The sequence below is a fragment of the Pseudomonas veronii genome (assembly GCF_002028325.1).
GTDB classification, from domain to species: Bacteria; Pseudomonadota; Gammaproteobacteria; order Pseudomonadales; family Pseudomonadaceae; genus Aquipseudomonas; species Aquipseudomonas veronii.
In genome coordinates, this window is record NZ_CP018420.1 from 6726696 (window position 1) to 6741963 (window position 15268).

A 15268-nucleotide genomic window follows, 5' to 3' on the forward strand; every position below is an offset into this window, starting at 1 on the left:
AGTACGTTTCTTAAATTCGCGATTACGCGATTTCAATCATTTCGAAATCCACTTTGCCCACGCCGCAGTCCGGGCACAGCCAGTCTTCCGGAACGTCCTGCCACAGGGTACCCGGAGCGATTCCGTCGTCCGGCCAGCCGTCTTTCTCGTCATAGATCAGGCCGCAGACTATGCATTGCCACTTCTTCATTTACTTGCTTCCTCAGGGTCCAGGCAGGTTGGCCGACGGTCGATAGATCCCGCGTTGCCGTGCGGCTCAGCGCGTTTTGTACTGATCGGGGCCTGCAGATGCAAGTACGATCGACACAAGGCACCGGTTCAGCCCGGCAAAAGAGCCGGACGCCATGGTAAGCTCGCCGCCTCTTTTGCTGCCAATATTGACGCACCGTGCCGCACTCAATCGCCCTTCCCGATGCTTGCCAATGGCTGACCCAGAGCCTTCTGAGCCCCCTGCCCGCGCCGTTGACCCTTGACTGGCTGTTCGACGAGGGCTCGCTGACGCGGCGCCTGACGGGGCTGTCCAGCGACAGTTTCAGCGTGACGCCGCTGTGCGAAGGCTGGCAGCCGTTGCGCGACGATGAGTGCGCGGCGCTTGACCTGCCCCAGGCCAGCATCGGTTGGGTGCGCGAGGTGTATTTGCGCGGGCATGGCCAGCCGTGGGTGTTTGCCCGCAGCGTGGCGTCGCGCAGTGCGTTGCAAGGCGACGGGTTGCATATGGACGAGCTGGGGAGCCGCTCCCTGGGCGAGCTGCTGTTCTGCGACCGCGCCTTCACGCGCCGGGCGATCGAGGTCTGCCATTACCCGCGCCCATGGCTGCCCACAGCCGATCAGCTCGACGGGCTGTGGGCGCGCCGCTCGCGGTTCGATCGCGGGGCGCTGAGCGTGTTGGTCGCCGAAATCTTCCTGCCGAGCCTGTGGCACGCGGTGCATGACCACCCGGAGAACCGCTGATGTATCAACGCCTGCTCAAATCCTTGAACCGTCTGAACCCCAGGGCCTGGGATTTCATTCAGTTGACGCGCATGGACAAACCCATCGGCATCTACCTGCTGCTGTGGCCGACGCTGTGGGCGCTGTGGATCGCCGGCAAGGGCTCGCCGTCCTTGATCAATATCCTGATTTTCGTGCTCGGCGTGGTGCTCACTCGCGCCGGCGGCTGCGTGATCAACGACTGGGCCGACCGCAAGGTCGACGGCCACGTGAAGCGCACCGAGCAACGCCCACTGGTCAGCGGCAAGATCAGCTCGAAAGAGGCGCTGGTGTTTTTCGCGCTGCTGATGGGCGTCAGTTTCCTGCTGGTGCTGCTGACCAACGCGACGACCATCCTGCTGTCCCTCGGCGGCCTGGCGCTGGCGGCGAGCTATCCGTTCATGAAGCGCTACACCTATTACCCGCAAGTGGTGCTGGGCGCGGCGTTTTCCTGGGGCATGCCGATGGCGTTCACCGCCGAAACCGGCAACCTGCCTGCCGCCGCGTGGCTGCTGTACATCGCCAATGTGCTGTGGACGGTGGGCTACGACACCTATTACGCCATGACCGACCGCGACGACGATTTGAAGATCGGCGTGAAATCCACCGCCATCCTGTTTGGCGACGCCGACCGGGCGATCATTCTGACCCTGCAAGGCCTGGCGCTGGCGTGCCTGTTGCTGGCCGGCGCGCGGTTCGAGCTGGGCGGCTGGTTCCACCTGGGGTTGCTGGCGGCGGCGGGCTGTTTTGCCTGGGAATTCTGGTACACCCGGGACAGGGACCGGATGAAGTGCTTCAAGGCGTTTTTGCACAACCACTGGGCCGGGTTGGCGATCTTTGTCGGGATTGTCGCGGATTACGGCTTTCGATGAGGGGCCAGGCCCCTCATCGCGAGGGCCCAACTAAGGCTTGGCGACTTTCCAGGCCCCGTCCATCTTGCCTTCACCGGTCATGTCGCCGGCCTTCTTGTCCATGACGAAGGTGTAGAGCGGCTTGCCGCTGTAGGCCCACTGACTCTTCTGGTCGTCACGGGTGATCACGGTCCATTTGCCCATGGGCTTGTCGGTGGACGCCGCCGTCAATGGCGGCCAGTTGGCGGCGCACTTATCGTTGCACATGGATTTGCCATTGGCGTCCTTGGCGAAGGTATAGAGCGTCATGCCGTTGTGATCGACCAGTATCCCGTCTTTGGTCGTCGCGGGGTCCGCCGCGAATGCCAGGGTCGGCAGCGTCAACGCCGCCGTGACCAGCAGGGCCTTCCAGGAAAAAGTACTGTAAGTCATCGGAACCTTCCTTTTGTGGTTGTCAGGATTCGGACCCAAAGCGTAGTCCACGCAGGCGGGAATTGCGCGAGCAGCTAAATTACTGTCACACGACTGCAATAATTCCGTTATCTAATGCGGCGCAAGACAGTTAAATGACAAGAGGATTTTAGGCATGGTTGGCAGGAGCATTCTGATCGTCGACGACGAAGCGCCCATTCGCGAGATGATCGCCGTCGCGTTGGAAATGGCCGGCTATGACTGCCTGGAAGCGGAGAACTCGCAGCAGGCCCATGCCATTATCGTCGACCGCAAACCGGACCTGATTCTGCTCGACTGGATGCTGCCCGGCACCTCCGGCATCGAACTGGCGCGGCGCCTCAAGCGTGACGAGCTGACCGGCGACATCCCGATCATCATGCTCACGGCCAAGGGCGAAGAAGACAACAAGATCCAGGGCCTGGAAGTCGGCGCCGATGACTACATCACCAAGCCGTTTTCCCCACGGGAACTGGTCGCACGCCTGAAAGCCGTACTGCGCCGCGCCGGCCCGACCGATGGCGAAGCACCGATCGAAGTCGGCGGCCTGTTGCTGGACCCGATCAGCCACCGCGTGACCATCGACGGCAAGCCCGCCGAGATGGGCCCGACCGAATACCGTCTGCTGCAGTTCTTCATGACCCACCAGGAACGCGCCTACACCCGCGGCCAGTTGCTGGACCAAGTGTGGGGCGGCAATGTGTATGTGGAAGAGCGCACCGTGGACGTGCATATCCGTCGCCTGCGCAAAGCCCTGGGCGATGCCTACGAGAATCTGGTACAAACCGTGCGCGGCACCGGCTATCGGTTTTCCACCAAGGGCTGAGCCAGCCGGTTTCTGAACGCAAGAGCCTGACTTAACAGCTGACAAGGACGCATGTTCAAGTGAACCAAAACTGGCATGGCACGCTGATCCGCCACCTGCTGCTGTTGATCACCGGCTGCTTGCTGGTAGGCCTGATCAGCGGCCAATACGGCTGGAGCCTGGCCGTCGGCATTGGTCTGTACCTGGGCTGGACCCTCAAGCAATTGCTGCGCCTGCATGAATGGCTGCGCCAACACAAACCCGATGAAGCGCCACCCGACGGCTACGGCCTGTGGGGCGAGGTGTTCGACAGCATCTATCACCTGCAACGCCGCGACCAACGGGTACGCGGGCGCCTGCAAGCGGTGATCGACCGGGTGCAGGAGTCCACCGCCGCGCTGAAAGACGCAGTGATCATGCTCGACAGCGACGGCAACCTCGAATGGTGGAACCGCGCCGCCGAGACCCTGCTGGGCCTCAAGACGCCCCAGGACAGCGGCCAACCGGTGACCAACCTGGTCCGCCACCCGCGCTTCAAGGAATACTTCGAGCAGGAAAACTACGAAGAAGCCCTGGAAATTCCCTCGCCCACCAACGACCGCGTACGCATCCAGTTGTACCTGACGCGCTACGGCAACAACGAACACTTGATGCTGGTGCGCGACGTAACCCGCATCCACCAGCTGGAACAGATGCGCAAGGACTTCGTTGCCAACGTCTCCCACGAGCTGCGCACCCCGTTGACGGTGATCTGCGGCTACCTGGAGACGCTGCTGGACAACGTCGACGAGATCAACCCGCGCTGGAGCCGCGCCCTGCAGCAGATGCAGCAGCAAGGCTCGCGCATGCAAACCCTGCTCAATGACCTGCTGTTGCTGGCCAAGCTGGAGGCGACCGATTACCCGTCGGATAACCACCCGGTGGCGGTGCAAAGCCTGTTGCAGACCATCAAGAACGACGCCCAGGCCCTCTCCGGCCAACGCGGGCAACAGATCACCCTGGAAGCCGACCCGTCGGTACTGCTCAAAGGCAGCGAAGGCGAATTGCGCAGCGCGTTTTCCAACCTGGTGTTCAACGCCGTGAAGTACACCCCGGACAAGGGCAATATCCGCATCCGCTGGTGGGCCGACGCCCAGGGCGCGCACCTGAGCGTGCAAGACTCCGGCATCGGCATCGACGCCAAGCACCTGCCGCGCCTGACCGAGCGCTTCTACCGCGTCGACTCCAGCCGCAACTCCAACACCGGCGGCACCGGGCTGGGCCTGGCGATCGTCAAGCACGTGCTGCTGCGCCACCGCGCACGCCTGGAAATCAGCAGTGTGCTCGGCCACGGCAGCACCTTTACCTGCCATTTTCCGCCGCCCCAGGTAACCCGTTCGCGGATGGTCGTGAATGATGAATAACCCGGACACAATACAAATCTGAATGTGGGAGCAAGCCCCCTCCCACATTTGGAATTGCATTGTTCCAAAGCAGGTATTCCTGGCTCCACCAGGCAGCAACCACTAGGCAAGCGCTGCGCCAGCCGCTACATTGGCCGACTTGTGTCCGCCTTTCAGGCGCTCCTGTCACCCCTATTGAACATACGGAACCCGCAAAACCCCATCATGGACCCTTCCCCAGGTATCACCCTCGCCACACTCTTCGCCGATTTCGGCATGATTCTTTTTGCACTGATCCTGGTACTGCTCAACGCGTTCTTCGTTGCGGCGGAGTTTGCCATGGTCAAACTGCGCTCCACGCGGGTCGAGGCCATCGCCCACACCAACGGTTGGCGCGGGCAGATCCTGCGCACCGTCCACCGCCAGCTCGACGCCTACCTGTCGGCCTGCCAGCTGGGTATCACCCTCGCCTCCCTGGGCCTGGGCTGGGTCGGCGAGCCGGCGTTTGCGCATATCCTCGAGCCGCTGCTGGGCGCCGCTGGCGTCGAGTCGCCGGAAGTGATCAAAGGCGTGTCGTTCTTTTCCGCCTTCTTCCTGATTTCCTACCTGCACATCGTGGTCGGTGAACTGGCGCCCAAGTCCTGGGCCATTCGCAAGCCGGAACTGCTGTCGCTGTGGACGGCCGTGCCGCTGTACCTGTTCTACTGGGCCATGTACCCGGCAATCTACCTGCTCAACGCCAGCGCCAATGCCATCCTGCGGATCGCCGGGCAAGGCGAACCCGGCCCGCACCATGAGCACCAGTACAGCCGCGAAGAACTCAAGCTGATCCTGCACTCCAGCCGTGGTCAGGACCCCAGCGACCAAGGCATGCGCGTCTTGGCCTCGGCCGTGGAAATGGGCGAACTGGAAGTGGTCGACTGGGCCAACTCGCGGGAAGACCTGGTGACCCTGGACTTCAACGCCCCGCTCAAGGAAATCCTTGCGCTGTTCCGTCGCCACAAATTCAGCCGTTACCCGGTGTATGACGCACAGCGCAACGAGTTTGTCGGCCTGCTGCACATCAAGGACCTGCTGCTGGAACTGGCGAACCTGGACCATCTCCCCGAGTCGTTCAACCTGGCCGAACTGACCCGCCCGCTGGAGCGCGTGTCGCGGCACATGCCGCTGTCGCAGTTGCTGGAGCAGTTCCGCAAAGGCGGCGCGCACTTCGCCCTGGTGGAAGAAGCCGACGGCAAGGTCATCGGCTACCTGACCATGGAAGACGTGCTCGAAGTGCTGGTGGGCGATATCCAGGACGAACACCGCAAGGCCGAGCGCGGCATCCTCGCCTACCAGCCGGGCAAACTGCTGGTACGCGGCGATACGCCGCTGTTCAAGGTGGAACGCCTGCTTGGCGTCGACCTCGACCACATCGAAGCGGAAACCCTGGCCGGGCTGGTCTATGACACCCTCAAGCGGGTGCCGGAAGAGGAAGAAGTCCTCGAGGTTGAAGGCCTGCGGATCATCATCAAGAAGATGAAAGGGCCGAAAATCGTGCTGGCCAAGGTCCTGCTGCTGGACTGACCGTCAATTGCCCAAGGCAAAATTGGGCAATACCCCCACGGGCTGGTTGAACTCATACGGGATCGATACCAGCCCCGCCTCGGTCCGCTGCTGCACCACAAAGTGCAGGTGCGGCCCGCTGCTGTTGCCGGTGTTGCCCGACAACCCCAGCGCACTGCCCACCGCCACCCGCTGCCCCGGCCTGACGCTGACCGAACCTTGCTTGAGGTGCAGGTACACGCCCTGGGTGCCGTCATCGTGCAGCACCCGCACGAAATTCCCTGACGCATCGTTGCCGCGCCCGGCCTGGTCATTCTCGATCTTCACCACCCTGCCGCTGCGCGCCGCAATGATCGGCGTGCCTTCGGGCATGGCAATGTCCATGGCGTAGCGGCTTTTGGCGTCGGTATGGCTGAAGCTGCCGTTGGGGCCTTGGCTCAGGCGAAACGGCCCGCCGCGCCAGGGCAAGGGGTAGCGGTAGGCCTGCTGGGGATAACCGGGCCTTGGCCGGTCGAGCACCGGCCGTTGCACGCGCACGGCCTCCCGCTCCCGGATCACAAACGCCTGGGCGCCGGGGGTTTGCCGGTCGCTGAAAAACACCTCGCCATTGGCGTCGGTGGATTTGTAGAGGGTCATGGCCGGGGTCGACGTGGCAACCGTGGCCAATACGCAGAGCAGCAGTAGGCGAATGAGCATGACGCGAACCTGCCGGGGGGACTGAATGGCAGGCTAGCAAGGCTTGATGACAAGACCGTGTGAGATTTACCCGATACTGAAAACAACGAACTTCACATGTAAGAGCGGGCTTGCTCGCGATTGCGGTAGTTCAGCCAACGAAGATGTTGAATGAAAGACCATCGGGAGCACGCCCCCTTCCACAGAGGACAGGTGGCGTTCTGTGAATCAGGCACCCGGCACAAAATGCTTCTGCGCCGTACCCCGCGCGATCAGCCGCGAGATGTAGTCCAGTTTCTGCGCATCCTGGTCGATAAAGCGGAAGGTCAGTTGCAGCCAGTCGCTGTCGGGCTTGGGCTCGAAGGCGACGACGGCGTGCAGGTAGCCGTTGAGGCGCGCGACTTCGGCGTTGTCGCCTTGCTCAAGGTCGAGCACCGCGCTTTCCAGTACCTGAGGCAGGACCTCACCGCGACGGACCACCAGCAGCGCTTCCTTGATGCTCAGGCCCTTGATCACGCATTGCTGGGTGCCGCTGGACAGGCGCAACTGACCCTGCCCGCGACCACTGGCGGGCGCAGCGGCGGCAGCCGCCTTCACGGGCGGGCTGTTGAGCAGGCCTTTGCTCGGTGCAGCCGCCGCGACAGGAGCGACCTTGACCGCTTCGGGCTTGCCACCGGTCAGGGCGCTCAGGGAGTCGTTGCCGAACGCTGAGTTCATCTTGGTCGGTGCGCTGGCGACCAGGGCGTCGAGGCGCCCGACCTTGTGCAGAGCGTGCTTGACCTTGGTCAACAGCTGTTCGTTGGTGAACGGTTTGCTGACGTAGCCGGAAACCCCGGCCTGGATCGCCTGCACCACGTTCTCTTTGTCGCCGCGGCTGGTCACCATCACGAACGGCATGGCTTTGAGCTGCGGTTGCTCACGGCACCAGGTCAACAGCTCCAGGCCGGACATCTCGGGCATTTCCCAGTCGCACAACACCAGATCGAAGGTTTCGCGCATCAGGATGGCCTGGGCCTTTTTGCCGTTCACCGCATCTTCAATCTTGATCCCGGGGAAGTAATTGCGCAGGCACTTCTTCACCAGGTCGCGAATAAACGAGGCGTCATCCACCACCAATACACTGACTTTACTCATCGACCCTTTATCCTATAAAAACGCGGCACGCAGAACGCCTGACTGATGGCATTTTGCCAAAACTCTGTAGTTGTGTTGGGACTTTCTTTCACCCCACGCACAAAAAAATCAGCGCCCACAAACGAAAACGCCCGACCAAAGGCCGGGCGTTAATATCTCGGGCAACCTTACTTATCGTCAGATTCGCCCGGAACATTAGGGATTTGATCGGTAGATCCTTCAACTTCAGCTTTCATGCGCTTGAGGCCCATGTGCCGCACGTCGGTGCCACGCACCAGATAGATCACCAACTCCGAGATATTGCGCGCGTGGTCGCCGATCCGCTCCAGCGAACGCAGCACCCAGATAATGCTCAAGACCCGCGTGATAGAGCGCGGGTCTTCCATCATGTAGGTGGCCAGCTCGCGCAGGGCGGTCTTGTACTCACGGTCGATGATCTTGTCGTACTGGGCCACCGACAACGCCAGTTCGGCGTCGAAACGGGCAAACGCGTCCAGGGCATCGCGCACCATGTTGCGCACCTGGTCACCGATATGCCGCACTTCCACATAACCGCGCGGCGCTTCGCCTTCTTCGCACAGTTGGATGGCGCGGCGGGCGATCTTGGTGGATTCATCGCCGATACGCTCAAGGTCGATCACCGACTTGGAAATACTGATGATCAAGCGCAGGTCGGAAGCCGCCGGCTGGCGACGGGCGAGAATGCGCAGGCATTCTTCGTCGATATTGCGTTCCATCTGGTTGATCTGGTCATCGATCTCGCGCACTTGCTGGGCCAGGCCCGAGTCGGCCTCGATCAGCGCGGTGACCGCATCGTTGACTTGCTTCTCCACCAGCCCGCCCATCGCCAGGAGGTGGCTGCGCACTTCCTCAAGCTCGGCGTTGAACTGCGCGGAGATGTGGTGGGTAAGGCCTTCTTTGCTAATCATGTTGGCGTCCTTGGAGCGTCCGGAAAGGTGCGGAGAACCGCAGCGTCAATGCAATCTGAACCACAGCTTCCTAGCCGTAGCGACCGGTGATGTAGTCTTCGGTCTGTTTCTTCGCCGGATTGGTGAACAGGGTATCGGTATCGCCGAACTCCACCAGCTTGCCCATGTACATGAACGCGGTGTAGTCGGAAACCCGCGCCGCCTGTTGCATGTTGTGAGTCACGATGACGATGGTGAACTTGGACTTGAGCTCGTAGATCAGTTCTTCGACTTTCAACGTCGAGATCGGGTCGAGTGCCGAGCAAGGTTCGTCGAGCAGCAGCACTTCCGGTTCCACGGCGATGGTACGCGCGATCACCAGGCGTTGTTGCTGGCCGCCGGACAGGCCGAGTGCGGAGTCGTGCAGGCGGTCCTTGACCTCGTCCCACAGCGCCGCGCCTTTAAGCGCCCATTCGACCGCTTCATCGAGGATGCGCTTCTTGTTGATGCCCTGGATGCGCAAGCCGTAGACCACGTTTTCGTAGATGGTCTTGGGGAACGGGTTGGGCTTCTGGAACACCATGCCCACCCGGCGACGCAGCTCGGCCACGTCTTCACCCTTGCGGTAGATGTTGCTGCCGTAGAGGTTGATCGCACCGTCCACGCGGCAACCGTCGACCAGGTCGTTCATGCGGTTGAAGGTGCGCAGCAGCGTGGACTTGCCGCAGCCCGACGGGCCGATGAAGGCGGTCACGCGCTGCTTGGGGATGTTCATGCTGACGTCGAACAGCGCCTGTTTGTCGCCGTAGTACAGGCTCAGGCCCGGCACTTCGATGGCCACGGTTTCCTGGGCCAGGCTCAGGCTCTGCTTGTCACGACCCAGGGCAGACATGTTGATGCCATGGGAATGGGTTTCTTGTTGCATGGGATGCTCCCTGTGCTACCAATTCGTGTTGTTGAACCGCCGGGGACGGTTTACTCAAATTCTGCGTATATCGTGGTCTAGTGTGGGAGGGGGCTTGCCCCCGATAGCAGTGTGTCAGCCAGCATATGTGTTTCTGATACGCCGCTATCGGGGGCAAGCCCCCTCCCACATTTAGTCCGCGTTTACTTCAATTAACTGTCCAGCGCCTTGTACTTCTCGCGCAGGTGGTTACGGATCCACACCGCCGACAAGTTGAGCGTGGCGATCACCAGCACCAGCAACAGCGCGGTGGCATATACCAGCGGCCTTGCGGCCTCGACGTTGGGGCTCTGGAAACCGACGTCATAAATATGGAAGCCCAGGTGCATGATCTTCTGGTCAAGGTGCAAGTAAGGGTAGTTGCCGTCCAGCGGCAGCGACGGGGCCAGCTTGACCACGCCCACCAGCATCAGCGGCGCTACTTCACCGGCGGCACGCGCCACGGCGAGGATCATGCCGGTCATCATCGCCGGGCTGGCCATCGGCAGCACGATCTTCCACAGCGTTTCCGCCTTGGTCGCGCCGAGTGCCAGCGAGCCTTCGCGCACAGTGCGAGGAATCCGCGCCAGGCCTTCCTCGGTAGCCACGATCACCACCGGCACCGCCAGCAGCGCCAGGGTCAGCGACGCCCACAACAGGCCCGGCGTACCGAAGGTCGGGGCCGGCAGGGCTTCGGCGAAGAACAGGCGGTCAACCGAGCCACCCAATACATACACGAAGAAGCCCAGGCCGAACACGCCGTAAACGATGGCCGGTACGCCCGCCAGGTTGTTCACGGCGATGCGGATGATCCGCGTCAGGGCGTTCTGCTTGGCGTATTCACGCAGGTACACCGCCGCCAGCACGCCGAATGGGGTCACGATCATCGCCATGATCAGGGTCATCATCACGGTGCCGAAGATGGCCGGGAAGATCCCGCCTTCGGTGTTGGCTTCCCGTGGGTCGTCGCTGAGGAATTCCCAGACCTTGCTGAAGTAGAAGCCGATCTTGGTCATCGTGCCCATGGCGTTCGGCTGATAGGCGTGGACCACTTTGCCGATGCCGATTTCGACTTCCTTGCCGTTCGCATCGCGGGCAGTCAAGGCGTCGCGGTTGAATTGGGCGTGCAGGTCGGCCAGGCGCGCTTCGATGTCCTGGTAACGGGCATTCAGTTCGGCGCGGCCCGAGTCCATGTCGGCCTGGGCGGCGGCGTCGAGCTTGCCTTCCAGTTCCAGCTTGCGACCGTGCAGACGGATACGTTCAAGACCGGCGTTGATCGCGCCGATATCGGACTTCTCAAGGGTCTTGAGCTGGGCCGCCAGCTTGTTCACGCGGTCGACCCGAGCCTGCAGCTCCGGCCACGCGGCCTGGCCTTCGGCGATGACCTTGCCATCCTGCTTGACGTTGACCAGGGTGCCGTAGAAGTTGCCCCACTCACGGCGCTCGATGGTCATCAATTCCAGCGGTTTGGTCTGGTTCTTCAGCCATTCGCCGACGATCCATGTGAAGTCGTTGCCATTCAGATCGCGGTTACCGACTTTGATCAGCTCGCGGGTCATGAATTCCGGGCCCACGTCGGGCACGGGCAGGCCAGCGCTTTTCAGGCGCTCGCGCGGCACTTCTTCTTTCTGTACCACTTCGCCGATGACGATATGGTTGGCCTGGCCCGGGACATCGTAGTTGGCCTGGATCAGGTCAGCCGGCCAGAAGTGGCCCAAACCACGCACCGCAATCACAGCCAGCAAACCAAGGGTCATGATGACCGCGATGGACACCGCGCCACCGCTGATCCAGACGCCGGGGGCGCCGCTCTTGAACCATCCATTCAGGGAGTTCTGTTTCACAGACTTCTACCTTTCTTAAAGCGACGAGTATTTCTTGCGCAGACGCTGACGAATCAGCTCGGCGAGGGTGTTCATGATGAAGGTGAACAACAGCAGCACCAACGCCGAGAGGAACAGCACGCGGTAGTGACTGCCGCCCACTTCCGACTCGGGCATTTCCACCGCGACGTTGGCCGCCAGGGTGCGCAGGCCTTCGAACAGGTTCATCTCCATCACCGGGGTGTTACCGGTGGCCATCAGCACGATCATGGTCTCGCCCACGGCGCGGCCCATGCCGATCATCAGCGCCGAGAAAATCCCCGGGCTGGCGGTCAGGATGACCACGCGGGTCATGGTCTGCCACGGCGTGGCGCCCAGGGCCAAAGAGCCCAGGGTCAGGCCGCGCGGCACGCTGAACACGGCGTCTTCGGCGATGGAGTAGATGTTCGGGATCACCGCGAACCCCATCGCCAGGCCGACGACCAGAGCGTTGCGCTGGTCATAGGTGATGCCCAGGTCATGGGAGATCCACATCCGCATGTCGCCGCCGAAGAACCAGGTTTCCAGGTACGGGCTCATGTACAGCGAGAGCCAGCCCACAAACAGGATCACCGGGATCAGGATCGCGCTTTCCCAGCCATCGGGAACCCGCAGGCGAATGGACTCAGGCAGGCGGCTGAAGATAAAACCGGCCACCAGGATGCCAATCGGCACCAGCATCAGCAGGCTGAAAATCCCCGGTAGATGCCCTTCGACATACGGCGCGAGGAACAGGCCGGCGAAGAAGCCGAGGATCACCGTCGGCATCGCTTCCATCAGCTCGATCACCGGCTTGACCTTGCGGCGCAGGCCCGGCGCCATGAAGTACGCAGTGTAGATCGCTGCGGCAACAGCCAGCGGCGCGGCCAGCAACATGGCGTAGAACGCGGCCTTCAGCGTACCGAAGGTCAGCGGCGCGAGACTCATCTTGGGTTCGAAATCGGTGTTGGCGGCGGTCGATTGCCAGACGTATTTAGGCTCGTCGTAGTTTTCGTACCAGACCTTGCTCCACAGCGCGCTCCACGACACTTCCGGGTGCGGGTTGTCCAGCAGCAACGGTTGCAGCTTGCCGCCGGCTTCGACGATCACACGGTTGGCCCGTGGCGACAGGCCGAACACGCCCGGGCCATCGACCACCGGGTCCACCAGCAGGGTGCGGTGGGCGGTGCTGTGGAACACGCCGAACTTGCCGGAAGCGTCGAGGGCGGTGAAGCCTTTGCGGCGTTCTTCGGCGGTGATTTCAACGATGGGCGCAGTGCCCATCTCGAAGGTGCGGATCTGCTTCAGGCGCTGTTCGCCATCCGGGTCACGGGCCATGAACCACTGGGCCAGGCCGCCCTTGGAGTTACCGACGATCAGCGAGATACCACCCACCAGCTGGGTGCTGGCGGTGATTTCGGCGTCGCCGTCTTCCAGCAGTTTATAGCGACCGTTGAGGCTCTTGTCGCGCAGGCTGAACACATCCGCCAGGGCACGGCCGTTGATCACGTACAGCCATTGCTGGCGTGGGTCGATGAAGATCGCCTTCACCGGCTCGGTCATCTGCGGCAGCTCGATACGCTTCTGCTCGCTGGTGACTTCGCCGGTCATCATGTTTTCTTCACGGCTCAGGGACAGCACGTTCAAGTGCGAACCGGCCGAACCGGCCACCACCAGCGAGGTGTCGGTGACGTTCAGCGCGACATGTTCCAGCGGGCGACCGGCGTCATCCAGCACGATCGGCGTTTCGCCGTAAGGGTATTCGATGGCCGGGCTGATGGTCTTCTTGCCGTCCGGGTAGGACACCTTGTAGGTGTGGCGGAACACCAGGGACTGGCCATTGGACAAACCGAGGATCACCAGCGGGCTGCCCGGCTGGTCTTTACCAATCGACACGACGCTGACGCCGGCCGCCAGCGGCAGGTCGATGCGCTTGAGTTCGGCGCCGGTGCTCACGTCGAAGAACAGCGCCTGGCCTTTGTCGGAAACCCGCATGGCGACTTGGTTCTGTTCTTCCAGCGAGATCATCAACGGCTTGCCCGCGTCTTGTATCCACGCCGGTGTCAGCGCGGCTTCCTTGGTCAGCGAGGCGCCCTGGAACAAGGGCGCGACCACGTAGGCCAGGAAGAAGAAGATCAGAGTGATAGCGCCGAGGACGGCGAGGCCGCCGATCAGCACGTACCAACGGGTCAGGCGATCCTTGAGCGCGCGAATGCGGCGCTTGCGTTGCAACTCAGGCGTATTGAAGTCAATACGCTTGGGGGGAGAAGTCGTCGTCATAGTGGAATTGGCCAGATCATTCATGCGCACACCCTAGCGGTCCTGTATGACAGAAAGATGACAATGCAGTGACGCAAGAAATCCGCCGCATGGCAAAGCCGGCAGCGGACTAAAAATTAGGAGTTTCTGTAGGAGCGAGCTTGCTCGCGAAGAGCGTTAACGATAACGCGCCGCTTCTGAATAAACGCGGTGCTCTATCATCTTTCGCGAGCAAGCCCGCTCCTACAGAACGGCCGGTTTTACCCGGCCCAGCAACTTAGTTGCCTTCTTTCAGACCCAGGTCAGCCAGTGCCTTGGCGGCAACTTTGGCTGGCAGTGGGATGTAGCCGTCCTTGACCACAACTTCCTGGCCCTGCTTGGACAGAACCAGCTTCACGAACTCGGCTTCCAGCGGTGCCAGCGGCTTGTTCGGGGCTTTGTTGACGTAAACGTAGAGGAAACGCGACAGCGGGTATTTGCCGTTCAGGGCGTTTTCTTCGCTGTCTTCGATGAAGTCAGTGCTGCCTTTCTTGGCCAGGGCCACGGTCTTCACGCTGGCGGTCTTGTAGCCGATACCCGAGTAACCGATGCCGTTCAGCGAGGAGCTGATCGACTGCACGACCGAAGCCGAGCCTGGTTGTTCGTTCACGTTAGGCTTGTAGTCGCCTTTGCACAGGGCTTCTTCTTTGAAGTAGCCGTAGGTGCCGGATACCGAGTTACGACCGAACAGTTGCACTGGCTTGTTGGCCAGGTCGCCGGTCACACCCAGGTCGCCCCAGGTTTTGACGTCGGCTTTGGCACCGCACAGGCGAGTCGAGGAGAAGATCGCGTCGACTTGTTCCATGGTCAGGTGCTTGATCGGGTTGTCCTTGTGCACGAACACGGCCAGGGCATCCACGGCAACCGGGATAGCGGTTGGCTTGTAGCCGTACTTCTGCTCGAAGGCCGCCAGTTCGGTGTCCTTCATCTTGCGGCTCATCGGGCCCAGGTTGGAGGTGCCTTCAGTCAGCGCAGGTGGCGCAGTGGCAGAACCAGCAGCTTGAATCTGGATGTTGACGTTCGGGTATTCCTTTTTGTAACCCTCGGCCCACAGGGTCATCAGGTTAGCCAGGGTATCGGAACCGACGCTGGACAAGTTGCCCGACACACCAGTGGTCTTCGTATAAGCCGGAATAGCCGGGTCAACACCAGCGGCCACCGCGTGGGCAGTCGCAACGCCAGCAGCGACAAAAGTCATTGCCGCCATCAAACGCTTCAGTTTCATGCCTTACTCCTAGCAGATAGGGATAGTTGGATCGGGGCCAAGTATTGATAGGCCGTGTGAACACTCTATGTCTGGAATATGACAATTAGATGAAAGGCCAGTATTGGGGGAAAAAGCGGCCAGAAGCGGCAAGTGCCGAAAAAACGGGGGTGGCGAGGACGTCGGGGCGGTTGAAACGATGATTCGGAAACACTCTGTAATTTATGATCGTTCCTACGCAACTGCGTAGGAACGATCTTCAG

Annotated in this window: 14 protein-coding genes; 5 read left to right on the forward strand and 9 right to left on the reverse strand. The window is 61.4% G+C overall.

From position 1 onward, the window contains the following. Positions 1-22: 22 nt before the first annotated feature. Positions 23-190 carry a rubredoxin gene (locus PverR02_RS30985; RefSeq protein WP_079444948.1) on the reverse strand — a complete coding sequence of 56 codons (168 nt, stop codon included), beginning with the start codon at positions 188-190 and terminating at the stop codon, positions 23-25. A 197-nt stretch (positions 191-387) separates the two neighbouring features. Between PverR02_RS30985 and PverR02_RS30990 the strand changes: the two genes are divergently transcribed. Both PverR02_RS30990 and ubiA read left to right on the forward strand, forming a co-directional pair. Then, positions 388-951: a chorismate lyase gene (locus tag PverR02_RS30990; RefSeq protein WP_079444949.1), complete on the forward strand. Its 564-nt coding sequence runs from the start codon at positions 388-390 to the stop codon at positions 949-951. Beyond that, positions 951-1841: a 4-hydroxybenzoate octaprenyltransferase gene (ubiA, locus tag PverR02_RS30995; protein WP_017849994.1), complete on the forward strand. Its 891-nt coding sequence runs from the start codon at positions 951-953 to the stop codon at positions 1839-1841. Before PverR02_RS30990 ends, ubiA begins: the two co-directional genes overlap by 1 nt. A gap of 30 nt (positions 1842-1871) precedes the next feature. Here the strand turns inward: ubiA and PverR02_RS31000 are convergent, their stop codons facing one another. After that, entirely contained in the window at positions 1872-2252 is a 381-nt protein-coding gene (locus PverR02_RS31000; protein ID WP_046381623.1) for a COG4315 family predicted lipoprotein, read from the reverse strand. Between the two features lie 154 nt (positions 2253-2406). On the opposite strand from PverR02_RS31000, the gene phoB reads away from it, so the two are divergent. The 3 genes from phoB (at position 2407) to PverR02_RS31015 (ending at position 6023) form a co-directional block, all read left to right on the forward strand. Continuing rightward, the gene (gene phoB, locus PverR02_RS31005; RefSeq protein ID WP_003176964.1) at positions 2407-3096 is read left to right on the forward strand and encodes a phosphate regulon transcriptional regulator PhoB; all 690 of its coding nucleotides are present in this window, start codon (positions 2407-2409) and stop codon (positions 3094-3096) included. Between the two features lie 59 nt (positions 3097-3155). Further along, positions 3156-4478 carry a phosphate regulon sensor histidine kinase PhoR gene (gene phoR, locus PverR02_RS31010; RefSeq protein ID WP_017849996.1) on the forward strand — a complete coding sequence of 441 codons (1323 nt, stop codon included), beginning with the start codon at positions 3156-3158 and terminating at the stop codon, positions 4476-4478. A gap of 204 nt (positions 4479-4682) precedes the next feature. Continuing rightward, entirely contained in the window at positions 4683-6023 is a 1341-nt protein-coding gene (locus PverR02_RS31015; protein WP_046381622.1) for a hemolysin family protein, read from the forward strand. Positions 6024-6026: 3 nt separating this feature from the next. Here PverR02_RS31015 and PverR02_RS31020 read toward each other — a convergent pair whose 3' ends face one another. The 7 genes from PverR02_RS31020 to PverR02_RS31050 form a co-directional block, all read right to left on the reverse strand. After that, complete coding sequence (locus PverR02_RS31020) at positions 6027-6698, reverse strand: M23 family metallopeptidase (protein ID WP_079444950.1); 672 nt, start codon at positions 6696-6698, stop codon at positions 6027-6029. A 207-nt stretch (positions 6699-6905) separates the two neighbouring features. Further along, complete coding sequence (locus PverR02_RS31025) at positions 6906-7811, reverse strand: response regulator (RefSeq protein ID WP_046381620.1); 906 nt, start codon at positions 7809-7811, stop codon at positions 6906-6908. A gap of 167 nt (positions 7812-7978) precedes the next feature. Next, entirely contained in the window at positions 7979-8740 is a 762-nt protein-coding gene (gene phoU / locus PverR02_RS31030) for a phosphate signaling complex protein PhoU (RefSeq protein WP_017850000.1), read from the reverse strand. 70 nt (positions 8741-8810) lie between these two features. Further along, a complete protein-coding gene (pstB, locus tag PverR02_RS31035) occupies positions 8811-9644 on the reverse strand; it encodes a phosphate ABC transporter ATP-binding protein PstB (protein WP_017850001.1) in 834 nt (277 codons plus the stop codon). 191 nt (positions 9645-9835) lie between these two features. Continuing rightward, the gene (gene pstA / locus PverR02_RS31040) at positions 9836-11506 is read right to left on the reverse strand and encodes a phosphate ABC transporter permease PstA (protein ID WP_046485946.1); all 1671 of its coding nucleotides are present in this window, start codon (positions 11504-11506) and stop codon (positions 9836-9838) included. 15 nt (positions 11507-11521) lie between these two features. Further along, positions 11522-13555, reverse strand: coding sequence for an ABC transporter permease subunit (locus PverR02_RS31045; RefSeq protein ID WP_174630515.1), 2034 nt, complete (start codon positions 13553-13555; stop codon positions 11522-11524). A 484-nt stretch (positions 13556-14039) separates the two neighbouring features. Beyond that, entirely contained in the window at positions 14040-15026 is a 987-nt protein-coding gene (locus PverR02_RS31050; RefSeq protein WP_017850004.1) for a phosphate ABC transporter substrate-binding protein PstS, read from the reverse strand. Between the last annotated feature and the right edge of the window lie 242 nt (positions 15027-15268).